Source organism: Pleurocapsa sp. PCC 7319, assembly GCF_000332195.1.
GTDB lineage: Bacteria > Cyanobacteriota > Cyanobacteriia > Cyanobacteriales > Xenococcaceae > Waterburya.
Genome location: NZ_KB235922.1, coordinates 1,389,291 through 1,415,593 on the forward strand (window position 1 = coordinate 1,389,291; position 26,303 = coordinate 1,415,593).

A 26,303-nucleotide genomic window follows, 5' to 3' on the forward strand; every position below is an offset into this window, starting at 1 on the left:
TGGCTGGGCGTTCCTTATTGGGGACAAGGTTATTGTACAGAAGCTGCTTCAAAAGCGATTACGCTCCGCGTAGCCTTCGGATCGCCTATGGATTTGAAAGCTTAAAGTTACACAGGATTTACGCATCTCATCTTACTCGCAATCCTGCTTCGGGAAGGGTCATGCAAAAAGTAGGCATGACTTACGAAGGCTGCTTGAGACAGCATACCAAACATTGGGGAATATATGAGGATCGTGCAATATACGGAATTTTAGCTACTGAATGGCACGAGGGAAAAAATAAATAACGAAAGAGAGAAATTAAATGATTGTAATTGAAACCCCTCGCTTAATCCTGCGACATCTCACCTTAGAAGACACCGAAGCTCTAGCATCTATTTATGCCGATCCCGCTGTAATGAAGTTTGTTGCTGGTACGTTATCCCTTGAAGAAACTAAGGAATTTATCGAGAAAATTATTAACAGATACGAGCAACATGGTTATGGTTTTGGACTGTGGGCAACAATTTATAAACTAGATAACCAATTTATTGGTCGCTGTGGTGTCAAACCACTAGATAATAAATGTTCGGAATTAGAAATGGCTTATTTGTTATCTAAAGAATATTGGGGAAGGGGTTTAGCTACCGAAGCTGCGATCGCGATTCGAGATTATGGCTTTGAGAAAGTAGGTTGTAACCGACTTATTTCTCTAATTGACCACGGTAATATTGCCTCGCAGAAAGTCGCATTAAAAACCGGTTTAACCTACGCAAAAGACGTACAGATGTGGGGTGAAAATGTTCGTCTCTATGCTATTTATCAACAAATTAAATGATTGTAATTGAAACCCCTCGCTTAATCCTGCGACATCTAACTTTAGAAGACACCGAGGCTCTAGCATCTATTTATGCCGATCCTATAGTCATGAAGTTTTTTCGTAGTGTGCGATCGCCCGAAGTAACTAAGCAAAAGATTGAAAAAATAATTGAAAGCTACGAACAAGATGGTTTTGGTCTTTGGGCAACAATTTATAAACCAGACAACCAATTTATTGGTCGTTGTGGCTTGATACCACAGATAGTTAATCAATGTTCGGAACTAGAAATCGCTTATTTGTTAGCCAAAGAATATTGGGGAAGAGGTTTAGCCACGGAAGCAGCGATCGCAATTAAAAATTATGGTTTTGAAGAAATCGGTTGTAACCGTCTAATTTCTCTAATTAACCATGACAACATTGCCTCGCAAAAAGTCGCCTTAAAAACAGGTTTAACTTATGAAAAAGACATACAGATGGAGGGGGAAAATCTTCGTGTCTATGCGATCGCTAGAAATTAAATAATTAAAATTCAAAAGGAAATAATACTTATGTCTGCACCTTTTATATTTACATTACCCCAAGAATTAGCAGCTAAAGAACCAACCGAAAGGCGTGGTATTAGTCGTGATGAAGTGCGATTGATGGTCATAGATCGTACTCAAAGTAATAAAGTTACCCATACTAGATTTGATCGCCTAAACGAATTTTTACAATCAGGAGATTTATTAGTCTTTAACTCAAGCCGTACTTTACCCGCTTCTCTTAAAGGTTGCGAGGCTAACGGTACTTGTTTAAAAGCCGTAGATGGTTTATTAACGGGAATGCATGAACCAGAAGCAAGTCATCTGGATTTATTAACGGCTTTTCTCCCTGCGAAACAAATTCAAGATGCTTACTCCGAAGCACTAGCCAAACAATATCTCTGGCATGAATTTGGTGATTTGAATTTAATTATATAATTTTGCTTCCAGGCGATCGCTTTTAGCGGTGGGCGGAGCCCAATCAGCTTTGCTGGTGCGCGACGCGGAGCTAGTCCTTTAGGGCAGAGCGCAATCGCTATGTACATCGTACTGGGTTTAAATTTTTAATTACTTCTTCGCTCTAAACGATTGAGAATACGATGCGCAAGTTGTTGAGGGACAAATGGTTTACTGATAAAGTCATTGGCACCACTAGCAAAAGCTTCAGTGGAAATAGCCGCATCTCGATGAACACTTAGGAATAAAACTGGTAACTTACACCAGTAAGGATGAGTCCGCAGCACTTTACACAATTCGATCCCACTTAGATGGGGCATTTCAATGTCTAATACCAATAGATCTGGAGTTACAGTCTGTAATACATCCCAAAATTGTCGTGGATCGTCTAGAGTGGTTAGTTTAAATGCCCAAGGCTGAAGTAAAGAAGGTAATAATTGTAAGAGTTCAACATCGTCGTCAACAATCATAATTTTTTTGCCCAGTGAAGAACGCTGTATCGCTTGTTGGCAAATGGTAATTATTTGTTTGGGATTAATTGATTGCGTTAAGAAAAAACTGCCACCATGTCTTGCTACTTGCAAACGATCTTCAAAGCGATCGCGATCGGCAATAACGATCACTGGTATTGATGGGACAAACAACTTAAATTCAGCTATTAATGTGAGATATTTATGTAATGAAGAATGCTCAGACTCAGCAAACGATATAGTCAACAAAACTGCCTGGGGGAGTTTTGCCGAACTACCTTGTTGTTTTTCTAGCCAAATTTTGACTAAGTCTGGGGTGGGTAAAATCTTGGTACGAATGCCTTGAGTTGCTGCTTCGTGGCTTAATTGAGGCTCATTACCCACAATTAACAGTAAAGGAGAATTGGCGGAGATTTTTTGGCTTATGTACTCAGAAATATCTCGATCTGTAGCTATTTCTTGTCTTAAAACAGTTAATTTAGTTGATAATTCTGACCATTGTTCTTGACTAGGGTTATTTTGTAAAAGGTGTTCTAGCTCACGAGCTACTTGAGAGCCTTGATAGAGACCAAATTGTCCCAGATTCCCCGCTAAACCGTGACTGGCAACAATTGCTGACAAGCGATCGCTTAGTTCTAAATTTCCACCTTGTAAGGATAGAATAGCTTTGTCTATAATTGCTAATTGCTGTTGTCGCTTTGGTTGATGTTTTTCCCAGATATTAGTTAAAGCTGCCAGATGTTGCGAGTGTTTATTAGCTTTTTGCCGATCAATAATTGATGCTCTATTAGCAGAAATGCTCTTAGGGAAAACTCTATCAGAGCTAACTGAATCTCTTTTATGATCGTTATTTTGAGGTGAAGACTTGAGACAATATCCCTGTCCTCTTACTGTGACAATCATATCTTCAGGTAAACCAGCTAATTTTAGTTTTTGACGCAAACGCCTAATATGGGAGCGAACCGTTGCGCCCGAAGGATATTCCATTGATGACCAGAGACTTTCAATAATATCTTCGATACTCACAACTTCTTGACTATGACGCAAAAATAATTCTAATAGCCTGTATTCTTTAGCTGCTAGAGAAAGTGATTTGCCCCGACAAGTAACCTGGCAACTACAAGGATCGAGTTGTAAATCTCCCCAACTTAATATGGGAAGAAAGTCACAGTTCAAACGGCGTAGTAATGCTCGAATCCGAGCAGCTAATTCTTCCACATCAAAAGGCTTGCAGATATAATCATCTGCACCAGCATCTAATCCCCTAATTTTATTTTGGCTGCCGTGACGAGAAGTGAGCAAAATAATTGGGGTATTGCAACCATGAGAACGAAGCCGCTGACACAACTTGATACCGTCGAGTTTGGGTAATGACCAATCAAGAATAATTAGGTCATAAGTATAGGTAGAACCATAAATCCAACCCTGTTCCCCGTCTGTAGCCACATCGATCGCATAACTCCGTTCTGCCAGAGTTTTGGTGAGTAGATCCACTAAAGTTTCGTCATCATCAACTAATAAGATTCTCATTCCTAATCGCGATCAAATTGGACAATTAGCCATTAGCCATTAGCTATTAGCTATTAGCTATTAACAATTAGCTATTAGCAAGCTTACATTTCCCATTGCAGTATTTTGGCTATTTGACTGGCGAGGGTCATCGAATTAAAAGGCTTAGTTATTACATCCACTACCCCTAAACTTTGTAATTGGTCTTTTTCGGCAACTTGGGTTTTAGCAGTTAAAAAAATTACGGGAATAGAACAGGTTTGAGCGTCAGCTTTTAAATTAGACAAAGTAGAAATACCATCCATATCAGGCATCATCACATCCAGGAGAATAGCATCGGGTTTTTGAGTTTGAGCCAAGTTAATCCCCTCCAAACCAGATGAAGCGATCTCTACCTGCCAACCAGCTTCAATTTCAATTCCTGCTTGCACCACTTCTTGAATTGTTTCCTCATCGTCAATTAGTAAAATTCGTTTATTATTCATCCCGATTTTCCTCTGACTGTATAAGTTCGGGGAGAGTAAAATAAAAAGTGCTTCCTTTGCCCAAGCAACTCTCAGCCCAGATATGTCCTCCGTGTCCTTCAACAATTTGACGGCAAATAGCTAATCCTAAACCGGTACCTCCTTTTTTCCGTGAATCAGAAGAATCAACTTGGTGAAACCGTTCAAAAATTGTTTCTAAGCGATCGGCAGGAATTCCCTGACCACAATCTTTAACGGCAAAAGTAACCTTGGGGGGACGTTTATGTCGTCTGCGATTGCGTTTTTGATTTTCTCTAGTAGCGGAGAGCCAAACCATACTTTGTGGCGGCGAAAATTTAATCGCATTACTGATTAAATTAGTCAGGGTTTGTAGGATATAGTCATGGTCAGCCCAGACAAACAGAGGAACGGGTTCGACGAAAAGTTTAACTTGCTGTTCTTGTGCCATAGCCTGCATAGTTTGAACTGCTTCAATCATTAACTCTGTCACTTTATGGGCTTTGTTATTCATTTTGACTTTGCCCGATTGGATATGTTGTAGATCGAGGACATTATTAACCAGTCTGACTAGCCGTTCGGTTTGTTCGTCAGCAATCTGCAACATTCTTTGTCCTTTGGTCGAGAGATTACCTAGTTTGCCAGTTGCTAAAATTTTGAGGGAACTATGAATTGAAGTTAGAGGAGTGCGTAATTCGTGACTGACTACCGCAATAAACTCATCTTTCATTCTTTCAATTGCCTTGCGATCGCTAATATCGCTGGTCAAGGCAAAAAATCCTAAAACTCTCTCAGAATTTGTTTCATCTAGGTGGGGGATGTAAGTAATACTTAGAGAATGAACGCATCCATCGAGAAGAGTTAGCTCTCTTTCGTAACTAACTGTTTTTCCTGATAGTGCCATTTCCAAATATTGCTGGATTTCTCGATATTCTGCTTCGCCATGCACCTGTTGGAGATGGCATTTATAAATCTCTGCTGGAGATAATCCCAACCAAGTTTGATAAGCTTCGTTATTAAAACGATAACGCTGCTTTTTATCTACATAAGCAATCAAAACTGGCAGTCCATCAGCAATTAACCTCAGTTGTTCTTCACTTCGCCGTAAGGCGGCTTCTGCTTCTTGGCGATCGCTAATTTCTTGTCTTAGTTTGGCTGTGCGCTCGGCAACTAAACCCTCTAAATTTTCTAGTAATTCGGCTTGGGATAAAGCAATGCCAATTTGGTCAGCTAATTGCTGCATTAGTTCCAACTCAAATTCTGTCCACTTTCGAGGTGCTTGGCATTGATGAGCAATCAATAATCCCCACAGTCGATCTTCCTGGATGTCAATTGAAGATTTAAAATTTTGCAGGATTGGTACTACTAGCTTAGCTTTGACCATCCATTCATCCATAAACTCGATCAAACATTCAGCTAAGCCAGCATTTTGGTCATGTACATTGGCGATCGCTCTAACTCTACCCTTGGTGTATAAGTCGCGATAATCTTCAGGAAAAACTTCTTCGGGGAACTCAACACCCAGAATTGGAGCGTAGTCTGGCAGTACGGCTTCTTTAATCGGCATTCCCGTACCGTTGGCAAACACTTGATAGATCAATACCCGGTCGGCTTGTAAAATACTTTGAACTTCTGTTACGGCAGTTCGTAAAATTTCTTCTAATTGTAATGACTGTCTTATTTTGAGGGTTACTTCAGCAAATAACTCAATCCGTTGATGTTCTCGGTCTAATTCTGCTGCTGTCGCCCTTTGTAATTGGCTAATATCCCTTAAAACCAGTAAATGATAATTGGGCAATAAATCGCGTACTCGGCTATATTCAATTGTCTTAATGCTGCCGTCAGTTTGTTGCCATTGAACTTCTGCTATTGATTCATTGAGGGGAAAATCAAACCAGTCAGCAATTAGATTACCCAGCAATTTTTTTCTAGCTGCACCAAATAACTTACAAGCAGCGGGATTGGCTTCAACTAGGCGATCTCCTTCATCGATAATTGCGATCGCTTCAGAGGAATGTTCAAACACAGCTTGGAGGAATAATTGCTTACTGGGAAATTCGTTAACTCCCTCCATAATTAATTTAGAGATACTTTTATTAACCAAGCTTAACTCGAATTTAATGTTTGTTAATTTAATGCGTTACTAAAATTAATTCTATGCCAGTAGATTTAGTGACAATCAAAGAGCATTTGGCTCATATAGCGGTCAGTCCAAGTTCTACCCAAAGACTTCTCTAATACCCGTCGAGTCTTATCATTTCGTAGTTGCTGGGAACAGTAGTAACGTTGCCCAGCGCGAATTTGAGCTTGCTTGAATTTTGAAGATACCAAAGATTTAGCAATAGCAATTTGACAATGCAAAGTTAAAAATTTCTCTACCCGATCAAGAAATAATATTTCTTCAGCACGATTGATGGGACGCACAAATAAACAAAACTCCGAGAAAATATGACCCCATTCAGGTAATTCACGAGGTTGAGCAAATTCTATTTGAGGTAAATTAGCCAAAACTCGCTCATAAGCAGGGGGAAGATTATGATTACTCTGCACAGGAGATAAATCAACTATTGCGGCTCCAATTCCCGCTTTACTCCCCACCAGATCCACCCCGAAGATTGGTAAATCATAGTTAGAACGGGGAAACATCACACAGTGAAGAATATCCAAGCGATCGCCTACTTGTGCTAGCTCCAAATGTAACTTGCGAAACTGAGTCGTTTGATAACAGTGATTTTCAATAATTAATTTCTCTCCTTCAAGATTTCCCTCTACATAACCCAAGCCTTCAGGAATATTGTAGGGGGATAAATTCAAATACTTTTCCCAGTTTCTTTGAATACAATTGGCTAATTGACGAATCAGCAAATGTTGACGCTCTCTAAGAGAAGATCTAATAGTTGCAACCATATTTTTAAGGAATGAATTTTGTGGGATGAGGAATAGTAATTAATAATTAACGTCTAAGAAAAGGCTGATAGCTAATAGCTAATAGCTAATAGCCAGAAGAGTTAATATGAACAAAGCTAATTCACACCAAGCGTAATTAATTAACAAGTTTGATTTTTTTCCCCATCCTTAAACTTCTAAGGTTAATAAATGAGCAAATTAACAATCAACCCTCTGAATCATTACTGTTATTATTGTTAGTGTTTTCTGTTTCCGAGGGGTTTTGGAAATCATTTAGAGATTGAATATTAACAATTGTCCCACCCATTTTGCCAATACGTTGCATCTCTTCGTTCATACGGTTATAAGGCACAGAGAGAAATACACTGCTACTATTGCGGAAGGGATAACTATTGCTATCATTCGTTTCGCTTTGTTTTAATCCTGTTACTTCGTAAACAAAGACTCTATTTTTAGTTGGAGAACCATTCCTGTCGCCAATCAAAAAATTACCTAACATGATTTTTTTACCTATCTTTTTCAATAATTAGGGATTAGAGATTGGGAAATGGGAAATAAGTCAAAAGTTAAATATTAGAAGTTAAATTTGTCATTCTCTCCCAGTCCCCTATACTACTGTTCACGCCAAAGTTACACTTGCCACTTTTCCACCCATTTTGTTGATTCTTTGGAGGGTTGGTGTCAACTGTTCGTAGGGAACTAGTAAAGCACGACTAGCTCGACGTACTTTGGGATAGCCAGCCAAACTCATCCCCGCTATTTCCACGCGATAGATACGACCCTCTTTATTAGAGTTTCTAAAGGTGCGTTCGGGAGTAACCCCTCTACTAGAATCCCGATAAGCCCAACCTTCTGTGCCACCAGAGGGAGCAACTACTGCTGAAGCATTATTAGCTGCCAGCTCTTTCGCCAGACGGGAGGGTTTGCCAGCTATTTGAGAGCGATCGCTATTGGCATAACCCCGATATAATTGGAACATACGGGTAAAGCCAACAGTTTTTTGCTGGGTTTGCGTTTCAAAGCCCCTAAAGTAGGGAACGATGTTGTCACCAAAGTTGGCTTCGTATTCTGCCGAATCGATGTAATCGTCAATATCTGCCTCAAAACCCTGGTTTTGATAGAGGTCAAGATGATAAATTACTTCCGATTCATCATAGGGAGCGCGACCCAGCAAATGCTTGAGATTTAATTCGATGACTCTAGTTTGAAAATTGTCATAGAGAAATTTATTTTTATATAGTTCTGACTTCGCTACCGTTCTCACAAAGTCGCGAACGCTAATTGAACCATTACATAGTAAAGATTCTGTCGCCGTCAGACGCTCAGACTGCATAATATAATCGTTGCCCAAAACTTGCCGATAAACGGCGTTAATTACGGCTTTAGCATCGTCTTGAGTCCAATTGGGACGTAATTCTAGCGGTTTGCGATCGCTAAAAGCAGAAACTCCCAAACGAGATGCTGCTGTTGTAATTGCCACTTACTATTCTCCTGAATATATGTTTGATAGTTATTTAAAAACCAATAGCTTTTTGCTAAACGTGAACTATTTGTTAAACGTTAGCGAGTACTCCAAACTCCAAACTCCAAACTCCGAACTCCGAACTCCGAACTCACGTTGTTAAGCATTGGTCAAACTAATAACTCGACCACCTTGTTTATTTATTTTTTGTAAGGTTGCAGAAAGTCTTTCGTAGGGTACAACGTACTCTTGTAAGCTACGACGTATTTGGGGAGCGCGTCCAATTGCACCTTTAGTTACCCGCAGTCGATATAGATTACCCCTCTCAGTAGTGGTGGTTCCAGATAGAGAACCTCTACCACCGGGGCTGTTAACAGGGGTTGCTATATTTCGAGCCAAATCATAAGTTAAGCGAGGACTACCTGTATTTCCCTGAGCGCGATCGCTATTAGCGTAACCTTGATAAAGCTGGAACATTCTCGTAAAACCGACAGTTTTCTGACCCCGTTGAGTAGAAAACCCTCGATAGTAAGGAACTATATTTTCGCCAAAATTCTGTACATATTCGTCAGAATCGAGATAAGAATCAATATCTGCTTCAAAACCCTGATTTTGATAGAGATCGAGATGTTCGATGATCTCTGCTTCGTCGTAGGGAGCGCGACCTAATAGATGCTTGAAGTTTAGCTCGATGGTACGGGGATGATAGTTGTTATAAAAGAATTTTGCTTTATATAATTCTGACTTAGCAACTGCTCTGACGAATTCACGAACTGGAATAGAACCATCCCCCAATAATGATTCCGCACTGGTCAGGCGTTCCGATTTCATTAAATGGTCGTTGCCCAAAACTTGTCGATATACTGCTGCGATCGCTATTTGGGCATCTTCTTTACTCCAGTTAGGACGCAGTTCCACTATATTAGTATTGTCAAAGGCAGAAATTCCCAAGCGAGATGCTGCTGTAATTGCCACAGGTTATACTCCTAAATATTTGCTAATTGTTTTTGCTAAAAAAACTGCTCGAAATTACAGCTAACCATTAAACCTAAAGACAAGCTCAATAGTCATCTGCGATTCCGAGCTACGAGAAAAACTCTAGCTGAGAGCGTTAATCGCGTACTCAATATAGGAATTGGCTTCTACAGCAGGATCGCCACTTAAACCGTGATTGGCTTTGATATGCTTGAGGGCTTCTATATACCAGCTAGGAGACAACTCAAAAGTAGCGTTAATCTCAGCAACTCCAGCAATCAAGTAGTCATCCATGGGACCGGTGCCACCAGCGACTAAACAATAGGTGATCATTCGTAAGTAATAGCCAATGTCGCGAGCACACTTAGCTTTACCTTCAGGAGTGGAAGCGTAATTTGGTCCCTGCATTTGAGTAGTATAAGGGAACTTAGTATAAACAGCTTGAGCTGCACCATCAACTAAACTATCTGCTTTACTGGTTAGTGCTTGAGCAGCTTCTAAACTAGCAGTTGCCTGCCGAAAACGACCAAATGCAGTTTGAATTTCGCTGCTGCTTAGAAAGCGACCTTGAGAGTCAGCAGCAGAGATTGCTTCAGTGATAGGAGTTTTCATGGATAAAATACCTCTTGCAGTAAATTTTTACTATGTTTAACTAAAAGTTGATTAGGTTATCTGGGTTAGAGTTAGTTCAGCGTCAACTAACCTACAGCAGCAGCAGCGCGATCAAAGTAGCTAGATAATTCCGACATTAAGGAACTACAATCTCCTTGAGTTACACCATTACGGTCATTAGCGATTTCAATAGCAGCGGCTTTCATCTTGCTGACAGCTTCAGATACTGAAGGACCCGGAACTCCTAGAGCAACATAGGTTTCCCGCAAACCGTTTAAACAGCGATCTTCTAGAACACTTCCATCACCAGCAAATGTGGCGTAAGTAACATAGCGTAAGATGATTTCCATATCTCTCAAACAAGCAGCCATGCGGCGATTAGTGTAAGCATTACCGCCTGGTGCAATTAATTGGGGTTGTTCGGCAAACAGAACACGAGCAGCATTAGCAACAATCGCTGAAGAATTACCAGTGATGCGATTCACAACATCCATTCGCTTGTTGCTTTCGGCAACCATGTTTTTGAGAGCATCAAATTGACTGCTGTTAAGATAGTCTCCTCTCGCATCAGCCTGGGAAATTACCCGTGTAAATGCATCAAACATCAATATTTCTCCTAGATATTAATTTGCACAAAATAAATTGTTAAGAAAACTGATTCCTAACTTCCGTAGAAGCTATTGGCTGGTAGTCGCTTAATAGCTTTGAGAAAAATTCCTAAGTTAGGAGATTCAGTGACCTTTGGACTAAGCTTATTCAACCAAAGCTTTTGTGCAATCTTTGTGCAATTGCATCTAGATAAAACTAATATTTGTTGCTTTATATTGCTAAATGTTAAAAGCAGCTATTAACTATTCTAATTTAAGCTAATTGCTTGATTGGGAATTTTGCTCTTGGAAAAAAGCGATCGCCTCTTCGCACCACCCGACCCACTCTGCTTCGTAACGAATGCCTCGTCGCAGAGTTAGATACTTACATTTTTCCTTAAGGGATAATTCTGACTCACGAGCTAAAAATTCTTGTTCCATTTCTTTACAAGCAGCAAGATTTTGACTGTGTATCTGCTGACGACGTTTTAATTCGGCAATAATTACTTCCGGCTCCACTAAATTCGCCGCCAGGACTTTAACTAATACTTCTTCTCTTATTGCCGTCGGTTCAGAAGCTTCAGCAATCCACTGGATCAGCATCTCCTTTCCCTCAGGAGTAATACTATAGAGCTTTTTGTCAGGTCGACCATCTTGAGGCACGACTTCGACGGCGATCGCGGCCTGGGTCTCTAATTTGCTTAATTCTCGATATACTTGCTGCTGACTAGCTTTCCAATAGTGAGTGGTACACTCAGCAAATTCTTTCCACAAATCATAACCGCTCAGTGCTTTATCCCCCAAAGTCGCCAAAATAGTGTGTGATAGAGCCATATTAAATCATTTATGAGCGTTTTTTACTGTTAATTACTGTAATTACTGCCTATTATTGTTGCCTTACCCTCAAGCAGTTTGACATATTCAACAAATTGTATATATATTAATATCATACTCAATAATTTGTATATAAACAAATTGTATATCCTATAGCTAATTTATGTTGACTAAATATTTAGCGAATGGTTAATTGATATGAAAAAAGGGGAATTGCATCAGCCAAAAACGTTTTCTAAGTCAGCTAAGCAGATACAGTTATTTCAATGGCAATTATTGTTAATTATAAGTATTGTTTTGGGATTAGGTTATTTGCTCGGACAAAGAAATCAATCGCCACAACCCACCTTAGCGCAACCCGTAGTTAAAAAAACTCAAGGAAATATTCTGCCGGTGGAAACGATAAAGATTGAAGCAGTCCAGTCTTATCAAACTTCTCAAACTTTTACTGGAGAAGTTCAAGCTTCTCGTAGCAGTGAAGTTGGTTTTGAACGAGGGGGAAAGTTAATTGAGGTATTGGTAGATGAGGGCGATCGCATTACAGAGGGAATGCCTTTAGCTAAACTAGATACAGCTAACCTGGAAGCAGAAAAAAAATCTCTATTAGCTCAAAAAGCACAAGCACAGGCAGTGTTAGCTGAACTAGAAAACGGTACGCGAAGTGAGCAAATTGCGGCTGCCCAGGCATCGGTGCGAGATTTGGAACAGCAATTAGAGTTAGAAAAACTCAAAAGCTCTCGTCGAGAATATTTATTTCGTGAAGGTGCGATCGCCCGCGAACAATTAGAGGAGATAAGTTTTAATAGCAAAGCTTTAAATGAACGTTTAGCTAATGCGAAAAGTAATTTAAGTGAGTTAAGAAATGGTACTAGAGTAGAACAGATTAAAGCTCAACAGGCTGCTGTTGATGGTTTAACTGCCCAGATCGAAAACTTGGATATTTCGATCACCAAAAGTAGTCTTAAGGCTCCGTTTGAAGGTATAGTAGCTGCTCGTAATTTAGATGAAGGAACAGTAGTAGAAACTGGACAGTCTATTTTGCGCTTGGTAGAAGATATCCAGCCTGAAGTTAAAGTTGGATTACCCCTAGCGATGGTTAGTAAGATGGAGCTTGGTAGTGAACAGCAGGTAAAAATTGCTGGCACAAACTTCAGTGCGATCGTGAATGCAATTTTGCCTGAAGTCGATCCCGCTACGAGAACCCGCAGTGTAATTTTAAAATTAGCACCCTCAGCTAGCAATCAAGTCGCACCTGGACAAATTACTCGTTTAGCAGTCAGTCAAACCTCTTCTACCGATGGTTACTGGTTGCCGATTAATGCTTTAGTTAAAGCAGATAAGGGTTTATGGTCTTGTTTGGCAGTAGTTAAAACTGATAACAATCAGACTAAAATTGAACGTAGATACGTAGAGCTTTTAGAAACCCAGGAAGATCGAGTTCTAGTTAGGGGGACTTTACAGCCAGGGGATTCTATTGTGGTAAATGGGACTCATCGTTTTGTTCCTGGTCAATTAGTACGTTTAATTAATAATTAATCGAGGTTTAATAAAATGTACTAGCTTATTAGTTGCTACATGATTTTCTCTGATTATTTTAATTTACAGCAAAATCTTCAAACCCCTCACAGTGGTTATCATTGGAATCAAATCAATCCCCGTTATTTTGAAGGTTGGTATTTTCGTCTAACTTTACCAAAGATTAATCAAACCTTCGCTTTTATGTATTCGATTACCGATCCTCTTGGGAATCAGCCTCAGAGTGGCGGTGCAGTTCAGATTTTAGGTATTGATGAAACATATCTCTGTCGCATCTTTCCTGATGTACAAAAATTTTTTGCTGCTAAAGATAATTTAAGTTTGGGACATTGGGGGAAAAATAATTTAAAGATTAAACCACAACTTTTAGCTCCCGCTGAATTTAGTAATTGCATTACAGAAGGATATCAGACCACAAATAATTTAAATCAGGGAAGCATTTACGATCCTGTAAGAAATGAGTATTGTCGATGGGAATATCAGATTAAACCAGTTTACGGTTGGGGAAACTCACAACAACTCCAGCAATCAACAGCAGGTTGGCTTTCATATTTGCCGATATTTGAACCAGGATGGCAAATTACTTTGGCACATGGTTTAGCAACAGGGTGGATCGAATGGAAGGGAACACTTTATCGATTTACTGATGCCCCTGCCTATAGTGAGAAAAATTGGGGTAGCTCTTTCCCGCAAAAGTGGTTTTGGATGAATTGTAATAGCTTTATTGAACAATCAGATTTAGCTTTAACTGCTGGTGGAGGAATCAGGCAAGTATTATGGTGGCAAGAAGAAGTAGGATTAGTCGGAATTCATCATCAAGGGAAATTTTATGAATTCGCACCCTGGAACTCCGAAGTTAGCTGGAATATAGAGTCTTGGGGGCAATGGCAGATGCAAGCAGTATCTTCTCAGTTTTGGGTAACTCTCACAGGAAAAACAGATTTACCTGGTACTTATGTGCGAACTCCTACGGCTCAAGGACTAGTTTTCAACTGTCGCGATACAACCAAAGGAAAGCTCAATTTAGAATTACGTTATCGTAGTGGTGAATTAATTGTCAAAGCCACTAGTAACCTGGCTGGCTTAGAAGTTGGAGGGGCACCTTGGGATGAAGCTTGGTTGAACAGTGAATAATTACCTGCTCAATTGCCTTTCTTTAAAAGAAAAGGTCTTAAACCTAATTAATTATCAATTATTAATAGTCCATTGATAATTGAACCGCTAATGCTTTAATTGAATGAACTTGATTTTTGAGTATTTTATGCGAGTTTCCCGACTCTTTAGTAGCCTTGATGAGAGAAATGGTTGTGATCGCAACAAATCCCTTTCTTCCTAGAATACAAATATCAACACTTAATATAGTTAAAGACTATGGAACAAATACTGAGTATTTTGCGTTTACTCCCTGGCTACCTCATTATTTTGACAATTTTTCTGGTTATTTTGCCCACTGTAGCTGCCATTTTCTTACGTTATTCTCTATATCGACATCTAAAATATTTGGCAGGGCAAGCTAGAAGATTACTGATAGGAGGAAGTTTAGAATCTAATCCTAAAATTATTACCAATTTAGAACAGCGATTTGTAGAGCGCACTAACCATTTAGATCAATTAAATACCGTCGCCATAATTGAGGGAGAATATAATCGGGAAAAAATAAATTTTTTAGGGATGTCTTTGGGATGTGAGTTTGTTGATAACTTGAGTCGCATCTTACCTAACTTATTACTTTCTTTTGGTCTTTTAGGGACTTTTTTGGGTATAACCTTTAACTTGGCGAATCTAAGCCAAACTATTACCCAGGTTGATATTAGTGATGTGAGAAATTTAGTAGAAGAGTTGGATCGACCTCTTCAGGGAATGGGAATCGCTTTTACTACTAGCTTGATTGCGATCGCCTGTAGTTCTTTGCTAACAGTTCTCAACTTACTTTGGAATACCAAGATTGTTAAAGCCAGTTTACTTAGCTCGATTGAAGACTATATTGATAATATTTATTTACCCAAAATCCAGCCCGTTAGCTCCCTAGAAGGGGCAATTGTTCAGTTTGGTCATAACTTCGACCAAATGTTGCTTCAGCTAGGAAACACAATTGAACAATCTATGTCGAAAGCCTTTGCCAGAATTGAAAAAAGTGCTGATACTTTTGAACATTCTGCTCGTGTTTTTGAGCATAGTCGTTTCCCCGAAAAACTTGCTGCGGCTACTAATAATTTAGCGATCGCCCAAAATCAATTTTCCCAATCCTCCCTAGTATTACAGAAATCAACTCAGGCTTTTGAACATAACTTGGATTCCATGCAAAAACTAACTAAAAAGTTTTTGGAATTAAATCAACAAGTAAATAATTTAAATCAACATTACGCTCATTTAGTCAACCTAAATCAAGAGAAAAATATCATTGAACAATCAGGAATTAGAGAAATTCACGAGGAGCTAACTAGACTGGTCGATAAAATTCAAAAAATTCAATTCTAAATCCATCTATTTTTGAACCAGGTAAAACTCATGGGTAAAAAAAAGCGGAACTTAGGCAGCTATGAGGCTATAGAAAACTTAAATGTATGGCCATCCTTTACAGATTTAATGGCTAATGCTTTTATGATTATTAGCTTATTCTTATTGCTAGCCTTATTCAAATCATTGTTCCTTAAATATGCTGCTGAAGAAACCGAGCAAAATCTCAGCGATACCGAAAGACAGGTAAGGTTACTCCAAAGAGAATTAGCTACCTTAGAAAATGAACTAGGAGAAAGTACCTCTAATGTACGGAGGCTGAAAAAGACTTCCGCCGATTTACAAAGGATTTTACTAAGTAGTAATGAAAGAAGTCGCAGTCGTATAGATATTCTACAGTCAGAAATAAAACGTTTAAAGTCAGCTCCTCCAGTAGTGGTAATTCAAGACTCAGGAGAATATCAGTTTGACTCTGGTAGTGCGAGCTTACCCCGAGAGTTAAAAAGTTATATTACCGAAGATTTAGTTGATCGCATTGAACGAATTAGCCAACAGAGAAACCTTTACGTAGTTGAAATCATCGGACATACCGATGGTCAAGTTAACTTTGGCAATGGTAATTTAGATCGACAGCTAGAAGATGTGGCGCAGGGCAAACAGCCTGTGGATACTCTTAAACCTGGCTCAAATGCCGATCTTGGCTTAATGCGAGCTTTAGAAGTAGTTAAACAGCTACAGACAGTGCAAGAACAAACCGAAAGACTACAAGGAGTAAGATTTCGTGCCTATTCAGCAGCACAATTAGAACTTCCCTCGGGAGAATTTGCGACGGTCAATCGTCAACCAAATGCTAGTCGTAGAAGAATTGAAATTCGTTTCTCGCCACTTGGAAAAGCGGAAACTGTTAGGTAAAATCACTTGTCAAGTTTGCCAACTACCTGTCCTCTCCTTGCTATAGCGGTTCTCGTATTAATGAGATACACCTTGGTGGAGTCAGAGAATAGGAAATAGGGAATAGGGGTTTTCAGGTTTTTGACTAAGTTTATATTTGTACCTCACTTATTTGAGAACCGCTATATTTGAGTTTTAAAAATTGCTGGGGTTTAACTGCGGGGTAATATTTTCTGTGACTTCTTCTATCTGTTGAACAGTTTTGATCTGCCTGGCTTCTGGACCAAAATTCATCGGTTTGGCAAGAGAATCGAGTTGAGCTTTTACTTTTGTCTTTGACTGTAATTCTATAATAGATAGAGGAATAACAATTACCCAAAATACTGATGCGATCGCAATTACCATCCAAGAAGCGCGATCTGTTTTAGAGCATTCTTGATCGCTGAACATTCTACATAGTAAAAACACACAATATGCGCCGGCACCAGATAAATAAAAAGTCATTTTAGATTTAAATATCAAGCTTTATTTATGATTAATTATGATGCTTAAAATCTATAGAAGTAAACAGTATTTATCAGTAAATTTCCAGGAAATTAATCAAGTTTTCGTAAACTACAATAAATTACTATAGTACCAATTCTGGTCCTGGTTATGATGCCACCCACCGCCAACACTACGTCCGATTCTTCTAGATGGCAAGATTTAAGATCGCCAAAGCTCAATAATGATGGTCAATTAGAGAACATTAAATCTCATCTGGATCTCGTGTTATTAGCTTTAGAAGCGATCGCCAATATCAGTTCGGAAGCTATTTTGCAGGCTGCCAAAGATTTAAATTTAGAATCGGTAGTAGGAGATCGCATAACCCTATGGCGGTTAAGAGCTTCTAACCCCCAACGTAAAAGTTCGGGTGGTAGAAAAAAACTGGATGTGGAAGAGGCGCGATCGCTAGTATTAATTATTTGTTTTTTAGCCAATCAACATCAAGAATTACTCCGTCGTGCTGTTAGTTTACTAGAACAAGCAACAGAACAAAATAAACCACCCCATCAAACTGCTTTATTAGGTAACTATCTCGATCAATTTATTAATTACTATCAAGAAAGAATTACCAATTCTCCAGATTTTTCTTCTACTTTGATATCTCAACTAGCCTGGAAACTATTAATTGATCTACTCTTTTATAGCGGTCAAAATGGTCATCGTCTACTTTGGATTGCTATCTTTGATGCGGCTCAAATATCTCCCTAAAAATTATTTAATCACTAACTGTAAATTCAAGATAAATTTCATTATCAATGGTCAGTACAATTCATCGTTTTACTCCACCTACCTGTACTTTAGAAATTCAAGGAAAAAAATCACCTCTCTCCCATTGGACAAATCAAGATTTACTGAAAAACTTTCGCTTTCAACTAAAGTTTGACGATCCGAGGGTACCAACTTCTAATCAGGTAACTATTAAAGGCGATCGCCAAGATATAGAACAACTTCAAACGGCAGTTGATTTTTATATCCAAAACTTTTTACATTCTTCTTTTAAATTAGAAACAGAATTAATTATAGATTCTACAGCTAACAATAAATTTCCTAAAAATCAGCCTTATTTACAATCCCACGGATTAAGTAAGCATGAACTATTCTTGGGGAAATTAACCCATGATAGTAATGCTAATAAAATTCAACTCAGTACAGTCCAATTATTTGATTTAGTCACTGCTTTAGAAGCATACAAAACTCAGATTGCTGCTTTACCAGAATTAAAACCGGCTCGAGCCAAAAAAGTAATTCCTCTTTGGAGTAGTGTTGCAGCTGTGACGATTGCAGCTGTAGGTATTACTACTGTTGTACTCAGATCCCCGTCGCCGGAGAATGTAGCCTCATCATCAAAACCTGAACCCCCAGAAGATACTCCTCAGTTAAATGATGTTGTTCCGCCTCAATTACCCAAAACAGCGAGAAAACCAGTTCCTCAACCCAAATTGAATGAATCCTTGTCATCTACTACTAGACTACCACCACCACCGGCAGTAGATACGCCCAAACCGAAACCGGATATACCCGATCCAGCTGACTATTCTTTATCTGAAATAGCCCGCCAGTCGGGATTAAATAATCCAGCTGAGAAGAAAAACCCTGCTAATCAACAAATAGAGTCAGTAATTAAGGTTCCTGCTGAAACCAAGCCGGACCAAAAAGAAATTTCCCAAGATACAGTGATTGAAAAAGAGTTTTCTCCAAGCAGAATAGCAGAGCGAGATGGAGCTGACACCACACCACAATTAAAAACCGAAATCAACCCTAATCTAGCTCAGGAATTACCTCAGCCTAGTAATTCGACAGTAATAACAACTGAAGAGTCCGCCTTATCTCAACAAACTTCAGATCTTGCTTTGGGTAATTCTCGCTCCCAACCCAATCAATTACAAGAAATTAAAACTTATTTTGAGGAGAAATGGCAACCGCCAGCAGAACTTAAACAAAGTCTAGAGTATCGTCTATTGTTAAATCCTGATGGTTCAATTAATCGCGTAGTTCCTCTTGGTCAAGCTGCCAAATTATATCTAAGTAAAACTAATATACCTGTGCAGGGAGAACCATTTATCTCTCCTGCTTCCGTGTCACAGAAATATCAAGTTCGCTTGTTATTAAGTCCTGATGGAAAGGTGCAAGCTTTCAAGGAATAAATCAGCACACTTGATATAATTAGTTAAGGTTTAATTGGTTCAGCGCTGCAATCTAGATCGAGTTAAACCCCGTCCACATTGAAAACTGGAGTTTTGCTGGTTAAATAAAGTTTGAGTTAGAAGGATTAAGAACAACTTTTTACTTGCTACCTGCTACTTGTTACTTTCTCGAACAGTTACATTAAAAACTATAGGTTTCAAACTAAATGCGGTTTAAGTATTCCAAGATTTAGTGAGTTTTTTGCGTCGATGATGGTTAACTGAGATTAGAGAATCTTGACTAAGAGAATGCTCAGAGCCTTCTGAATGTACTTTGGCTACCATCTGGTGAATAATTTGTTTAACTTCTGGCTGATATTTGGATACATAGGTTTGTTTAAGTTGTTTGTATTCTTCGGCAGAGGTCGCATACAAAGAAGATACAGATTTGTGATTGAGAATTAAGGCACAGACATCAGATAAGTTAATTCGTCCAGTTGCCCCTGGATAGTTAATATAAATATAATTAAAAGCCTCTTCTATTACTTGAAACTCGGTAACATTAGCAAGATTAATATTAGCTAAAATCTCAAAAATATCTACTCCATCTGATTGTTCTTGGCTGGTGGAGGAATTGATTGCCATGGTCAAATCCTGATGTAAATTTTGGGGCAATTTTTCCATCAAAATTTCGTCTACAGCCCGAGGTAGTAATTCTTCTCGAACTAAGACACTATATTGATTCTGGAATTTAAGTCTTTGCTTGTTATAACCTCTAGAAGAAGTAGCATAAAGGTTTGGTATCTCTTGACGATTTAAAATCCAAGCTGCCACGGTAGCAGGTTGAAGAATTGTTTGATGCTCTTGATACTTGGCATTGATAAAGCCAACTACTTCTTGAACAATCTTGATTTCGGTTACGTTGGTTAGTCTAATATCTACTAAAATATCTAGTAATTCAATCTTGCCACTTTGTATTTCTTCCATAGAATTACGCATATTGTTTATATGCTACCGATTTAGGTTCACCCCGATTTTAGCCTCGGTAAAATATAACTGCTAGTCATGAAATTCTCCTATTTAAGATTTAATTGATCCAAAACAAAAGCATATTCAAAAGCAATTTCTTGGAGATGTTCGTACCTTCCCGATGCACCGCCATGTCCTGCGCTCATATTGGTTTTAAGTAACAATAAATGATCATCGGTTTTCATTTCTCTCAATTTAGCCGTCCATTTAGCAGGTTCCCAATATTTAACCCGTGAATCATTTAAACCTGCGGTAATTAATAGTGCCGGATAGTCTTTAGCGGTAACGTTATCGTAGGGAGAATAGGATTTGATGTAATCATAATATTCTGGTTGATTCGGATTACCCCATTCTTCCCATTCCAAGACTGTTAAAGGTAGAGATGTGTCCAAAATACTGGTTAATACATCGACAAAGGGAACATCGGCGATAACGGCTTTAAATAAGTCTGGACGTAAATTAATTACCGCGCCCATTAGTAAACCTCCTGCGCTACCGCCAGAGATTACCAGGCGATCGCTATTTGTCCATTTTTCAGCAATTAAATGTTCAGCACAGGCAATAAAATCAGTAAAGGTATTTTTTTTATGTAAAAACTTGCCCTCCTCGTACCACTTACGTCCCATTTCTTGTCCACCACGAATATGAGCGATCGCAAAAATAAATCCTCGGTCTAACAGAGAAAGACGCACAGAAGAGAAGGTAGCAGGATAAGGATAGCCGTAAGAACCATAACCAGTTAACCACAGAGGATTAGAACTATCTTGGTTTATGCCTTTTTTATAAACTAAGGAAATAGGAACTTCTGTACCATCTGAGGCAGTGGCAATTAATCTTTCGCTGGCGTATAAACTGCGATCGTATCCCCCTAATACTTCGGTTTCTTTTTTTAGTTCTCTTTCCCCTGTTTCCAAATCGTAATCGAAGACAGAAGAAGGAGTAATCATAGAACTATAACCAAACCGAAACTTAGTAGTATCAAATTCGGGATTATTTCCCCCAGAAAAAGAAAAAGTTGGTTCGGGAAAAGTTAGTTCTGTTATTTCTCCTGTCGCTAAGGTTTGGATTCTGGCTGTGGGTAATCCTCCTTTACGTTCATAAATCACTAAATAATCGGCAAACGCATCAATTCCCTCTAACATCACGTTTTCTCGATGGGGAATAACAGTTTTCCAGTTAGTTTTATCGGTCGAATCAACTGGTGTTGACCTTAATCGAAAATTAACCGCCTCTTCGTTAGTCACGATATAAAAGCGGTCACTGTGATGTTCGATAGAATATTCCACTCCTGTTTGACGAGGTTGGAATAGTTTAAACTCTCCCCTAGGATTATTGGCATCCAGATAATGACATTCTGAAGTGATTTTACTGCCCAATTCGAGCAAAATATATGCCCGAGAACGAGTTTTCCCTACACCCAAGTAATAAGCCTCGTCATCTTCTTGGTATACCAACACATCTTTACTAGGATCGCTACCTAAAATATGTCGCCACAGTTGATAAGGACGATTAGCATCATCTACCTTGGTATAAAAAACAGTCAGGTTATCATTACCCCAAGCAAAAGAATAATAGGTATTAGGAATCGTCTCCGAGTAAAGCGCTCGTGTAGATAAATCGAGGAAAACCAGAGTATACTGCTCTGCACCTGTTGTATCTGTAGAATAAGCTAAAATTTGCTGATTCGGACTAACTGATGCCACTCCCAAACTAAAAAATTCTTTTCCTTCTGCCAATTCATTTTGATCTAATAAGATCTCTTCCTCTGCATCCAAACTCTGATATTTACGGCAGAAAATAGAATATGCTTGACCTTCTTCGGTACGAAAGTAGTAATAGTAATCTTTGAGACGGTAGGGAACAGAAAGATCGGTTTCTTTAATCCTAGAGAGGATTTCATCGTACAGAGATTTTTGCAACTCTTCAGTATGCTGCATTCTCTCTTCTGTATAGTCATTTTCGACTTTCAAATAATCAATAACTTCAGGATTATCTTGTTGGCGCAACCAATAGTAGTTATCAATTCTCTTATCCCCATGAGTTACCAATTCGTGAGGGTGTTTGGTTGCTATGGGAGGATTTGATTTTTGAGTCATATTGAAAGAAATTTGAAATATTTTAAATTTTTATCTGGCTTGCTAAATATTAGATTTACAGCGATTCTTCCTTCCTTGGTGGCATAATAACCAATAAGCTTGATTAAGGTATATATTTAGTTTAGTTTTAGTTTTAGTGAAATTGCAGATTAATTGTTTTGTGGCTTAATTTCAATCAAATCCTGCTTAAGATAAATCATCGATGAACAACGTTTATTCTCTTCTTAGTCAAATTCAATGTCAGTGTGTCAGTGATGGAAAAATCAAGCCGCTCTTAGACAATAGTTCTGGGAAAACTTTAGTTTTGCTTTGGTCGCAGTTAGGAGATTTTGATAATTTAGAGTATGCTTGGTGGCTAAAAAAAGAAAATAAGCAACTTCAAGCCCAGGAAATTACAGTTAAAGCTATTGGTATTGGCGATCGCAATTCAGGTTTAAAGTTTTGTGAGTATACAGATTTTCCCCAAGATAGTTTATTTGTTGACCCCACTGCCAAGATTCATCGTCAATTAGATCTTTATCAGGGATTATCGGTCAAGTTTCCCTTATTACCTGCAAAATATAGTGCTTTTATCAATTTAATGTTGATGTGTGCGGGAATCGGTAGTCCAGGAACTTTGCCAGAAGTATTTCGAGGTTATAAAGGCGATCGCCAAGCTCCTCAGTTAATCTCTAACGATGAAGTGATCGAAGATACCCCTTTGCCATCAATTAAAGGTTCACTGTTTAAATTGGCAGGAGGAGAAGGTTTTCAGCGTCCTTTTGAATTAGCCACCCTCAGACTGAGAAATATGACTGAAGTATTAAGCAACTGGAATACCTATGTTCCTGATGCAACTTATTTAACTCAACGTGGTGGGACTTTTTTATTTAGTGCTGACGGGGAATTACTATACGAACATCGCGATCGTAATATTCTCGGTTTCGCTGCCAATATGAGCTATCCTCTGTCATTTTTGGAGGTTGTTTCATAGCTCACCAGTTAAATTTGTCGGGGAGATTCTAAGCATTGTTGTCAGATTTGTTTAGCGCGATCGCATATTATTTTATTCCCCATAATGCGACCAAACAGAAACCACTTTTACAATCTTGTTTTTTTCATCTATTGAATAAACCAAACGATGCTGAATGTTAATACGTCGAGAATAATAGCCTTGTAGATCACCAGCAAGTTTTTTACATGGAGGTTGATATGGATTTTGCTCAAGAATTTCTATTAATTGATTAACGTTGGCAGCTAAATTGGCAGATCGTAGTTTTTTGGCATCTTTTAAAGCCTTACGGGAAAACTTAATCGTCCAAGCCATTTAATTCATCCATAAATTCTGCTTCTGATACCCATTCATCATCTGCTTCAGCTTGCTTTATAGACTCAACAAATCCTGGTATAGACTGCAAATATAATGTTTCTTGTATACTTTCCCAATCATCTTTAGAGATTAATACCCCATCTCCTTTACGAGAAGTGATAATACAAGGTTCACTTTCTCGATTAACTTGTTCTAATAACTTAAACAAGTTTGCTCTAGCGTGACTCGCACTATGAATATCCATAATTAATTTATACTTGCTGTACTGGTTATTGTACCGCTTTAACTTGAAAATTATCCATCACCTCAAAGCAATATGAATCAGAATATGAACCATTTCGCGATCGCCAATCTATCCTTGCAATGTGGGGTAACATTACCCATTCCTTCTATTTGGGGACATCGGGTGGGAAATCCCTATCAAAATCCTGAAGACGAATTGTTTATTAAAAATTTGTTATTTCTGTAACTTTCCCCTGTCTCCAATTACCGTAAGCTCTTGTTATCAGGAGAGGAGATTGAGAATTGAAAAGAATTCAAGCTATTATCAGACCCTTTAAATTAGAAGAAGTAAAAACTGCCCTCTTAAATGCCGGAATAATCGGAGTAACGATTTCTGAGGTGCGGGGTTTTGGTCGTCAAAAAGGACAAACAGAGCGTTATCTTGGCTCAGAATATACCGTTGATTTTTTGGGAAAAGTCAAAATTATAGTTGTAGTCGAAGATGAGCAAGCAAATATGGTAGTCGAACAAATCATGGCTGCTGCTCGTACGGGAGAAATTGGAGACGGTAAAATGTTTATCTCTCCAGTAGCGCAGGTGGTTCGTATCCGCACTGGAGAACAAGACTCAGATGCTATTTAAAATAGCAACAGTAGTAATAGTTACAAATTAATAAAAGTTCGTATTGCTATAAATGTAAACTTTGTCAATCAATTTAACATATTTTAATGTGCTGCTGTTTAAAATTGTAGGTGTGACAGATTGCATATTATTACTTTCTGTTCTGATTAAGAGGATATCTGAAAATTAACAATGTCTACGTTTGGGTTAGGGTAGTATCATTAATTTTCAATCAAATCACGATGGTTGCAACTGGTCTGTGTAAATATTGAATCTAACTTTTGCGTAACAAAATTTACTTTCAGACAACCTCTAGTACTTTACAAAAGGAGGATTGGTCATGAGTAATTCATCGCATACAGAAAATCAATCTCATTCTAATAACTTTGATCACGACGATACACTAGATGTTAAAACACCAATATTGAGTGTTGCCGACTTTAATGGTGATGGTCAGGTTGACTTTACTGATATCCAAGATATTTTCTCTCGTTATAATTCTGTTGATGGAGACGATCTTTATCATCCTCTCTATGATTTGAATACTGATGGTCAAATCAATGTTCATGACATAATTCGGGCACTCAATACTTATGGTGAGGACGTACCTCTTCTAGATCAACAAATTGCTCAAGCGACTCAAGCCACAATGAAATATTATGGCTCTGGAGGACTGGAACAAGCGATCGCCGATGGTTATATTCCGACTACACAAGAGGCTATAGGACATGGCACTCATTATTCCAACTTGAGTATATTTCTCGAAACGAAAAACTCAGATCAAATTGATATTACTCGTCCAGTAGGATTGAACTATGATGCAGAAGGTAATCTGATCGCCGTCTTTTATCTGCGTGAACCTTTGACACAAGAGGCAACACCAGAAAATCCTCTAGCACAGTTTTTAGTTGATTCCACTGACGACTTTCCACCATCTTCTTCTTTTGATACTTTATCAGCAGAAGATTGGCACGCACACGAAAGCTTTTGGATTACTAATACAGGTAACTTAGATAATTCTGAGTATGTCTTCTTTGAAGAAGATGTACCTGTCAATATGATCGCATCTCGAATAGAACAGGCAGAATCCATGTTCTATCCTGAATCAGATATATTTTACAGTCCGAAGGTATGGATGTTACACGGTTGGTTTCATTCATTTAACCCGAATGGAACTTTTGCGATTACCAATCCCGAGGTTGCTCCTTATGCCCCTCAAGAACTTGGGGCACATGGGGGACACCATCAAGGTGATAGTACCCCTCTGATTGCGGGAACTGATGAAGGTGAAGGATTACTAGGTACTGATGAAGACGATCGCATCAATGGCTTTGGCGGTGATGATTGGATTGCTGGAGGACTAGGTGATGATTTAATCTGGGGTAGTCATGGCAATGATTGGCTGAGAGGTGACTATGATAATTCCTTAGAAGGTGGAGATGATATGGTCTATGGAGGACCAGGTAACGACCAGATTTCTGGTCATGTTGGCAATGACAGATTATTTGGCGGTACAGAAAACGATCAGATTGAAGGAGGAGAAGGTGATGATCTGCTGCGGGGTGGCATAGGTTACGACATATTGACAGGAAATGAAGGAGCAGATACTTTTGTTTTAACTCCTGGTGAAGGCACAGACATCATTACTGACTTGGAAATTGAGTTTGATACTATAGTGCTCTATGGTGGTATTGCTCAGGACAATATATCAATTAACCAGATTGACAATAATACCTCACTCAGTTTCAATAATGAAACTTTGGCAATTCTCAGTGGAGTTAATGCCGAAGATTTAATAGCAGCTAGTAATGATATTTTTCTAAGTTAATTCGACTAGTTATATAGGCAGAAAAAATTCA

Annotated in this window: 29 protein-coding genes; 14 read left to right on the forward strand and 15 right to left on the reverse strand. The window is 38.7% G+C overall.

From position 1 onward, the window contains the following. The first annotated feature begins 32 nt into the window (after nucleotides 1-32). From PLEUR7319_RS41990 to PLEUR7319_RS0110225, 4 genes are read left to right on the forward strand one after another with little or no spacing between them, the layout of a single operon-like run. Nucleotides 33-287 carry a GNAT family N-acetyltransferase gene (locus tag PLEUR7319_RS41990; RefSeq protein WP_071592913.1) on the forward strand — a complete coding sequence of 85 codons (255 nt, stop codon included), beginning with the start codon at nucleotides 33-35 and terminating at the stop codon, nucleotides 285-287. 17 nt (nucleotides 288-304) lie between these two features. Next, the gene (locus PLEUR7319_RS0110215) at nucleotides 305-817 is read left to right on the forward strand and encodes a GNAT family N-acetyltransferase (protein ID WP_019505127.1); all 513 of its coding nucleotides are present in this window, start codon (nucleotides 305-307) and stop codon (nucleotides 815-817) included. After that, entirely contained in the window at nucleotides 814-1,317 is a 504-nt protein-coding gene (locus PLEUR7319_RS0110220; RefSeq protein WP_019505128.1) for a GNAT family N-acetyltransferase, read from the forward strand. The genes PLEUR7319_RS0110215 and PLEUR7319_RS0110220 overlap by 4 nt, the downstream gene beginning before the upstream one ends. A gap of 30 nt (nucleotides 1,318-1,347) precedes the next feature. Next, a complete protein-coding gene (locus PLEUR7319_RS0110225; protein WP_019505129.1) occupies nucleotides 1,348-1,758 on the forward strand; it encodes an S-adenosylmethionine:tRNA ribosyltransferase-isomerase in 411 nt (136 codons plus the stop codon). Between the two features lie 125 nt (nucleotides 1,759-1,883). On the opposite strand, the gene PLEUR7319_RS0110230 is transcribed toward PLEUR7319_RS0110225, so the two are convergent. The 10 genes from PLEUR7319_RS0110230 to PLEUR7319_RS0110275 all read right to left on the reverse strand — a co-directional run bounded on the left by PLEUR7319_RS0110230 (nucleotide 1,884) and on the right by PLEUR7319_RS0110275 (nucleotide 11,614). Continuing rightward, nucleotides 1,884-3,776, reverse strand: a complete 1,893-nt coding sequence (locus tag PLEUR7319_RS0110230; RefSeq protein ID WP_019505130.1) for a response regulator — start codon at nucleotides 3,774-3,776, stop codon at nucleotides 1,884-1,886. Nucleotides 3,777-3,859: 83 nt separating this feature from the next. Next, nucleotides 3,860-4,240 (reverse strand): response regulator, encoded by a 381-nt coding sequence (locus PLEUR7319_RS0110235; protein ID WP_019505131.1) that lies wholly within the window; start codon nucleotides 4,238-4,240, stop codon nucleotides 3,860-3,862. Beyond that, on the reverse strand, nucleotides 4,233-6,311 hold the full coding sequence (locus PLEUR7319_RS0110240; RefSeq protein WP_019505132.1) for an ATP-binding protein: 2,079 nt from the start codon (nucleotides 6,309-6,311) through the stop codon (nucleotides 4,233-4,235). The genes PLEUR7319_RS0110235 and PLEUR7319_RS0110240 overlap by 8 nt, the downstream gene beginning before the upstream one ends. Before the next feature lie 95 nt (nucleotides 6,312-6,406). After that, entirely contained in the window at nucleotides 6,407-7,144 is a 738-nt protein-coding gene (locus PLEUR7319_RS0110245; protein ID WP_019505133.1) for a phycocyanobilin:ferredoxin oxidoreductase, read from the reverse strand. Nucleotides 7,145-7,349: 205 nt separating this feature from the next. Further along, nucleotides 7,350-7,643 carry a phycobilisome linker polypeptide gene (locus PLEUR7319_RS34825; RefSeq protein WP_019505134.1) on the reverse strand — a complete coding sequence of 98 codons (294 nt, stop codon included), beginning with the start codon at nucleotides 7,641-7,643 and terminating at the stop codon, nucleotides 7,350-7,352. Nucleotides 7,644-7,763: 120 nt separating this feature from the next. Further along, on the reverse strand, nucleotides 7,764-8,624 hold the full coding sequence (locus PLEUR7319_RS0110255; protein ID WP_019505135.1) for a phycobilisome linker polypeptide: 861 nt from the start codon (nucleotides 8,622-8,624) through the stop codon (nucleotides 7,764-7,766). A gap of 141 nt (nucleotides 8,625-8,765) precedes the next feature. Continuing rightward, nucleotides 8,766-9,581 (reverse strand): phycobilisome rod-core linker polypeptide, encoded by an 816-nt coding sequence (locus tag PLEUR7319_RS0110260; RefSeq protein WP_019505136.1) that lies wholly within the window; start codon nucleotides 9,579-9,581, stop codon nucleotides 8,766-8,768. A 123-nt stretch (nucleotides 9,582-9,704) separates the two neighbouring features. Continuing rightward, complete coding sequence (cpcA, locus tag PLEUR7319_RS0110265) at nucleotides 9,705-10,193, reverse strand: phycocyanin subunit alpha (protein ID WP_019505137.1); 489 nt, start codon at nucleotides 10,191-10,193, stop codon at nucleotides 9,705-9,707. 86 nt (nucleotides 10,194-10,279) lie between these two features. After that, nucleotides 10,280-10,798, reverse strand: coding sequence for a phycocyanin subunit beta (locus PLEUR7319_RS0110270; protein ID WP_019505138.1), 519 nt, complete (start codon nucleotides 10,796-10,798; stop codon nucleotides 10,280-10,282). A 261-nt stretch (nucleotides 10,799-11,059) separates the two neighbouring features. Continuing rightward, on the reverse strand, nucleotides 11,060-11,614 hold the full coding sequence (locus tag PLEUR7319_RS0110275) for a PadR family transcriptional regulator (RefSeq protein ID WP_019505139.1): 555 nt from the start codon (nucleotides 11,612-11,614) through the stop codon (nucleotides 11,060-11,062). 198 nt (nucleotides 11,615-11,812) lie between these two features. On the opposite strand from PLEUR7319_RS0110275, the gene PLEUR7319_RS0110280 reads away from it, so the two are divergent. The 4 genes from PLEUR7319_RS0110280 (at nucleotide 11,813) to PLEUR7319_RS0110295 (ending at nucleotide 16,519) form a co-directional block, all read left to right on the forward strand. Then, nucleotides 11,813-13,150 carry an efflux RND transporter periplasmic adaptor subunit gene (locus PLEUR7319_RS0110280; protein WP_019505140.1) on the forward strand — a complete coding sequence of 446 codons (1,338 nt, stop codon included), beginning with the start codon at nucleotides 11,813-11,815 and terminating at the stop codon, nucleotides 13,148-13,150. Nucleotides 13,151-13,189: 39 nt separating this feature from the next. Continuing rightward, on the forward strand, nucleotides 13,190-14,284 hold the full coding sequence (locus PLEUR7319_RS0110285) for a tocopherol cyclase family protein (RefSeq protein ID WP_019505141.1): 1,095 nt from the start codon (nucleotides 13,190-13,192) through the stop codon (nucleotides 14,282-14,284). A gap of 237 nt (nucleotides 14,285-14,521) precedes the next feature. Then, nucleotides 14,522-15,628: a hypothetical protein gene (locus tag PLEUR7319_RS0110290; protein ID WP_019505142.1), complete on the forward strand. Its 1,107-nt coding sequence runs from the start codon at nucleotides 14,522-14,524 to the stop codon at nucleotides 15,626-15,628. A gap of 30 nt (nucleotides 15,629-15,658) precedes the next feature. Further along, nucleotides 15,659-16,519 (forward strand): hypothetical protein, encoded by an 861-nt coding sequence (locus tag PLEUR7319_RS0110295; RefSeq protein WP_019505143.1) that lies wholly within the window; start codon nucleotides 15,659-15,661, stop codon nucleotides 16,517-16,519. A gap of 174 nt (nucleotides 16,520-16,693) precedes the next feature. Here PLEUR7319_RS0110295 and PLEUR7319_RS34830 read toward each other — a convergent pair whose 3' ends face one another. Continuing rightward, nucleotides 16,694-17,002 (reverse strand): hypothetical protein, encoded by a 309-nt coding sequence (locus PLEUR7319_RS34830; RefSeq protein WP_019505144.1) that lies wholly within the window; start codon nucleotides 17,000-17,002, stop codon nucleotides 16,694-16,696. A 153-nt stretch (nucleotides 17,003-17,155) separates the two neighbouring features. On the opposite strand from PLEUR7319_RS34830, the gene PLEUR7319_RS0110305 reads away from it, so the two are divergent. Together PLEUR7319_RS0110305 and PLEUR7319_RS0110310 are read left to right on the forward strand one after the other, a co-directional pair. Then, nucleotides 17,156-17,752, forward strand: coding sequence for a DUF3038 domain-containing protein (locus PLEUR7319_RS0110305; RefSeq protein WP_019505145.1), 597 nt, complete (start codon nucleotides 17,156-17,158; stop codon nucleotides 17,750-17,752). Nucleotides 17,753-17,799: 47 nt separating this feature from the next. Beyond that, a complete protein-coding gene (locus PLEUR7319_RS0110310) occupies nucleotides 17,800-19,188 on the forward strand; it encodes a DUF4335 domain-containing protein (RefSeq protein ID WP_019505146.1) in 1,389 nt (462 codons plus the stop codon). Nucleotides 19,189-19,401: 213 nt separating this feature from the next. Here PLEUR7319_RS0110310 and PLEUR7319_RS0110315 read toward each other — a convergent pair whose 3' ends face one another. Beyond that, nucleotides 19,402-20,166 carry a hypothetical protein gene (locus tag PLEUR7319_RS0110315; RefSeq protein WP_036798831.1) on the reverse strand — a complete coding sequence of 255 codons (765 nt, stop codon included), beginning with the start codon at nucleotides 20,164-20,166 and terminating at the stop codon, nucleotides 19,402-19,404. Nucleotides 20,167-20,243: 77 nt separating this feature from the next. Beyond that, nucleotides 20,244-22,292: a S9 family peptidase gene (locus PLEUR7319_RS0110320; protein WP_019505148.1), complete on the reverse strand. Its 2,049-nt coding sequence runs from the start codon at nucleotides 22,290-22,292 to the stop codon at nucleotides 20,244-20,246. Nucleotides 22,293-22,494: 202 nt separating this feature from the next. Here PLEUR7319_RS0110320 and PLEUR7319_RS0110325 point away from each other — a divergent pair, with 202 nt between their 5' ends. After that, nucleotides 22,495-23,265, forward strand: a complete 771-nt coding sequence (locus PLEUR7319_RS0110325; protein ID WP_019505149.1) for a peroxiredoxin-like family protein — start codon at nucleotides 22,495-22,497, stop codon at nucleotides 23,263-23,265. 72 nt (nucleotides 23,266-23,337) lie between these two features. Here PLEUR7319_RS0110325 and PLEUR7319_RS0110330 read toward each other — a convergent pair whose 3' ends face one another. Together PLEUR7319_RS0110330 and PLEUR7319_RS0110335 are read right to left on the reverse strand one after the other, a co-directional pair. After that, nucleotides 23,338-23,598: a Txe/YoeB family addiction module toxin gene (locus PLEUR7319_RS0110330; RefSeq protein ID WP_019505150.1), complete on the reverse strand. Its 261-nt coding sequence runs from the start codon at nucleotides 23,596-23,598 to the stop codon at nucleotides 23,338-23,340. Beyond that, entirely contained in the window at nucleotides 23,582-23,845 is a 264-nt protein-coding gene (locus tag PLEUR7319_RS0110335; protein WP_019505151.1) for a type II toxin-antitoxin system Phd/YefM family antitoxin, read from the reverse strand. Before PLEUR7319_RS0110335 ends, PLEUR7319_RS0110330 begins: the two co-directional genes overlap by 17 nt. Before the next feature lie 72 nt (nucleotides 23,846-23,917). Between PLEUR7319_RS0110335 and PLEUR7319_RS41230 the strand changes: the two genes are divergently transcribed. The 3 genes from PLEUR7319_RS41230 (at nucleotide 23,918) to PLEUR7319_RS37980 (ending at nucleotide 26,272) form a co-directional block, all read left to right on the forward strand. Next, the gene (locus PLEUR7319_RS41230; RefSeq protein ID WP_158441824.1) at nucleotides 23,918-24,070 is read left to right on the forward strand and encodes a hypothetical protein; all 153 of its coding nucleotides are present in this window, start codon (nucleotides 23,918-23,920) and stop codon (nucleotides 24,068-24,070) included. 56 nt (nucleotides 24,071-24,126) lie between these two features. Then, entirely contained in the window at nucleotides 24,127-24,465 is a 339-nt protein-coding gene (locus tag PLEUR7319_RS0110345) for a P-II family nitrogen regulator (RefSeq protein ID WP_019505153.1), read from the forward strand. 319 nt (nucleotides 24,466-24,784) lie between these two features. After that, a complete protein-coding gene (locus tag PLEUR7319_RS37980; protein WP_019505154.1) occupies nucleotides 24,785-26,272 on the forward strand; it encodes a hypothetical protein in 1,488 nt (495 codons plus the stop codon). The last annotated feature ends 31 nt before the right edge of the window (nucleotides 26,273-26,303 follow it).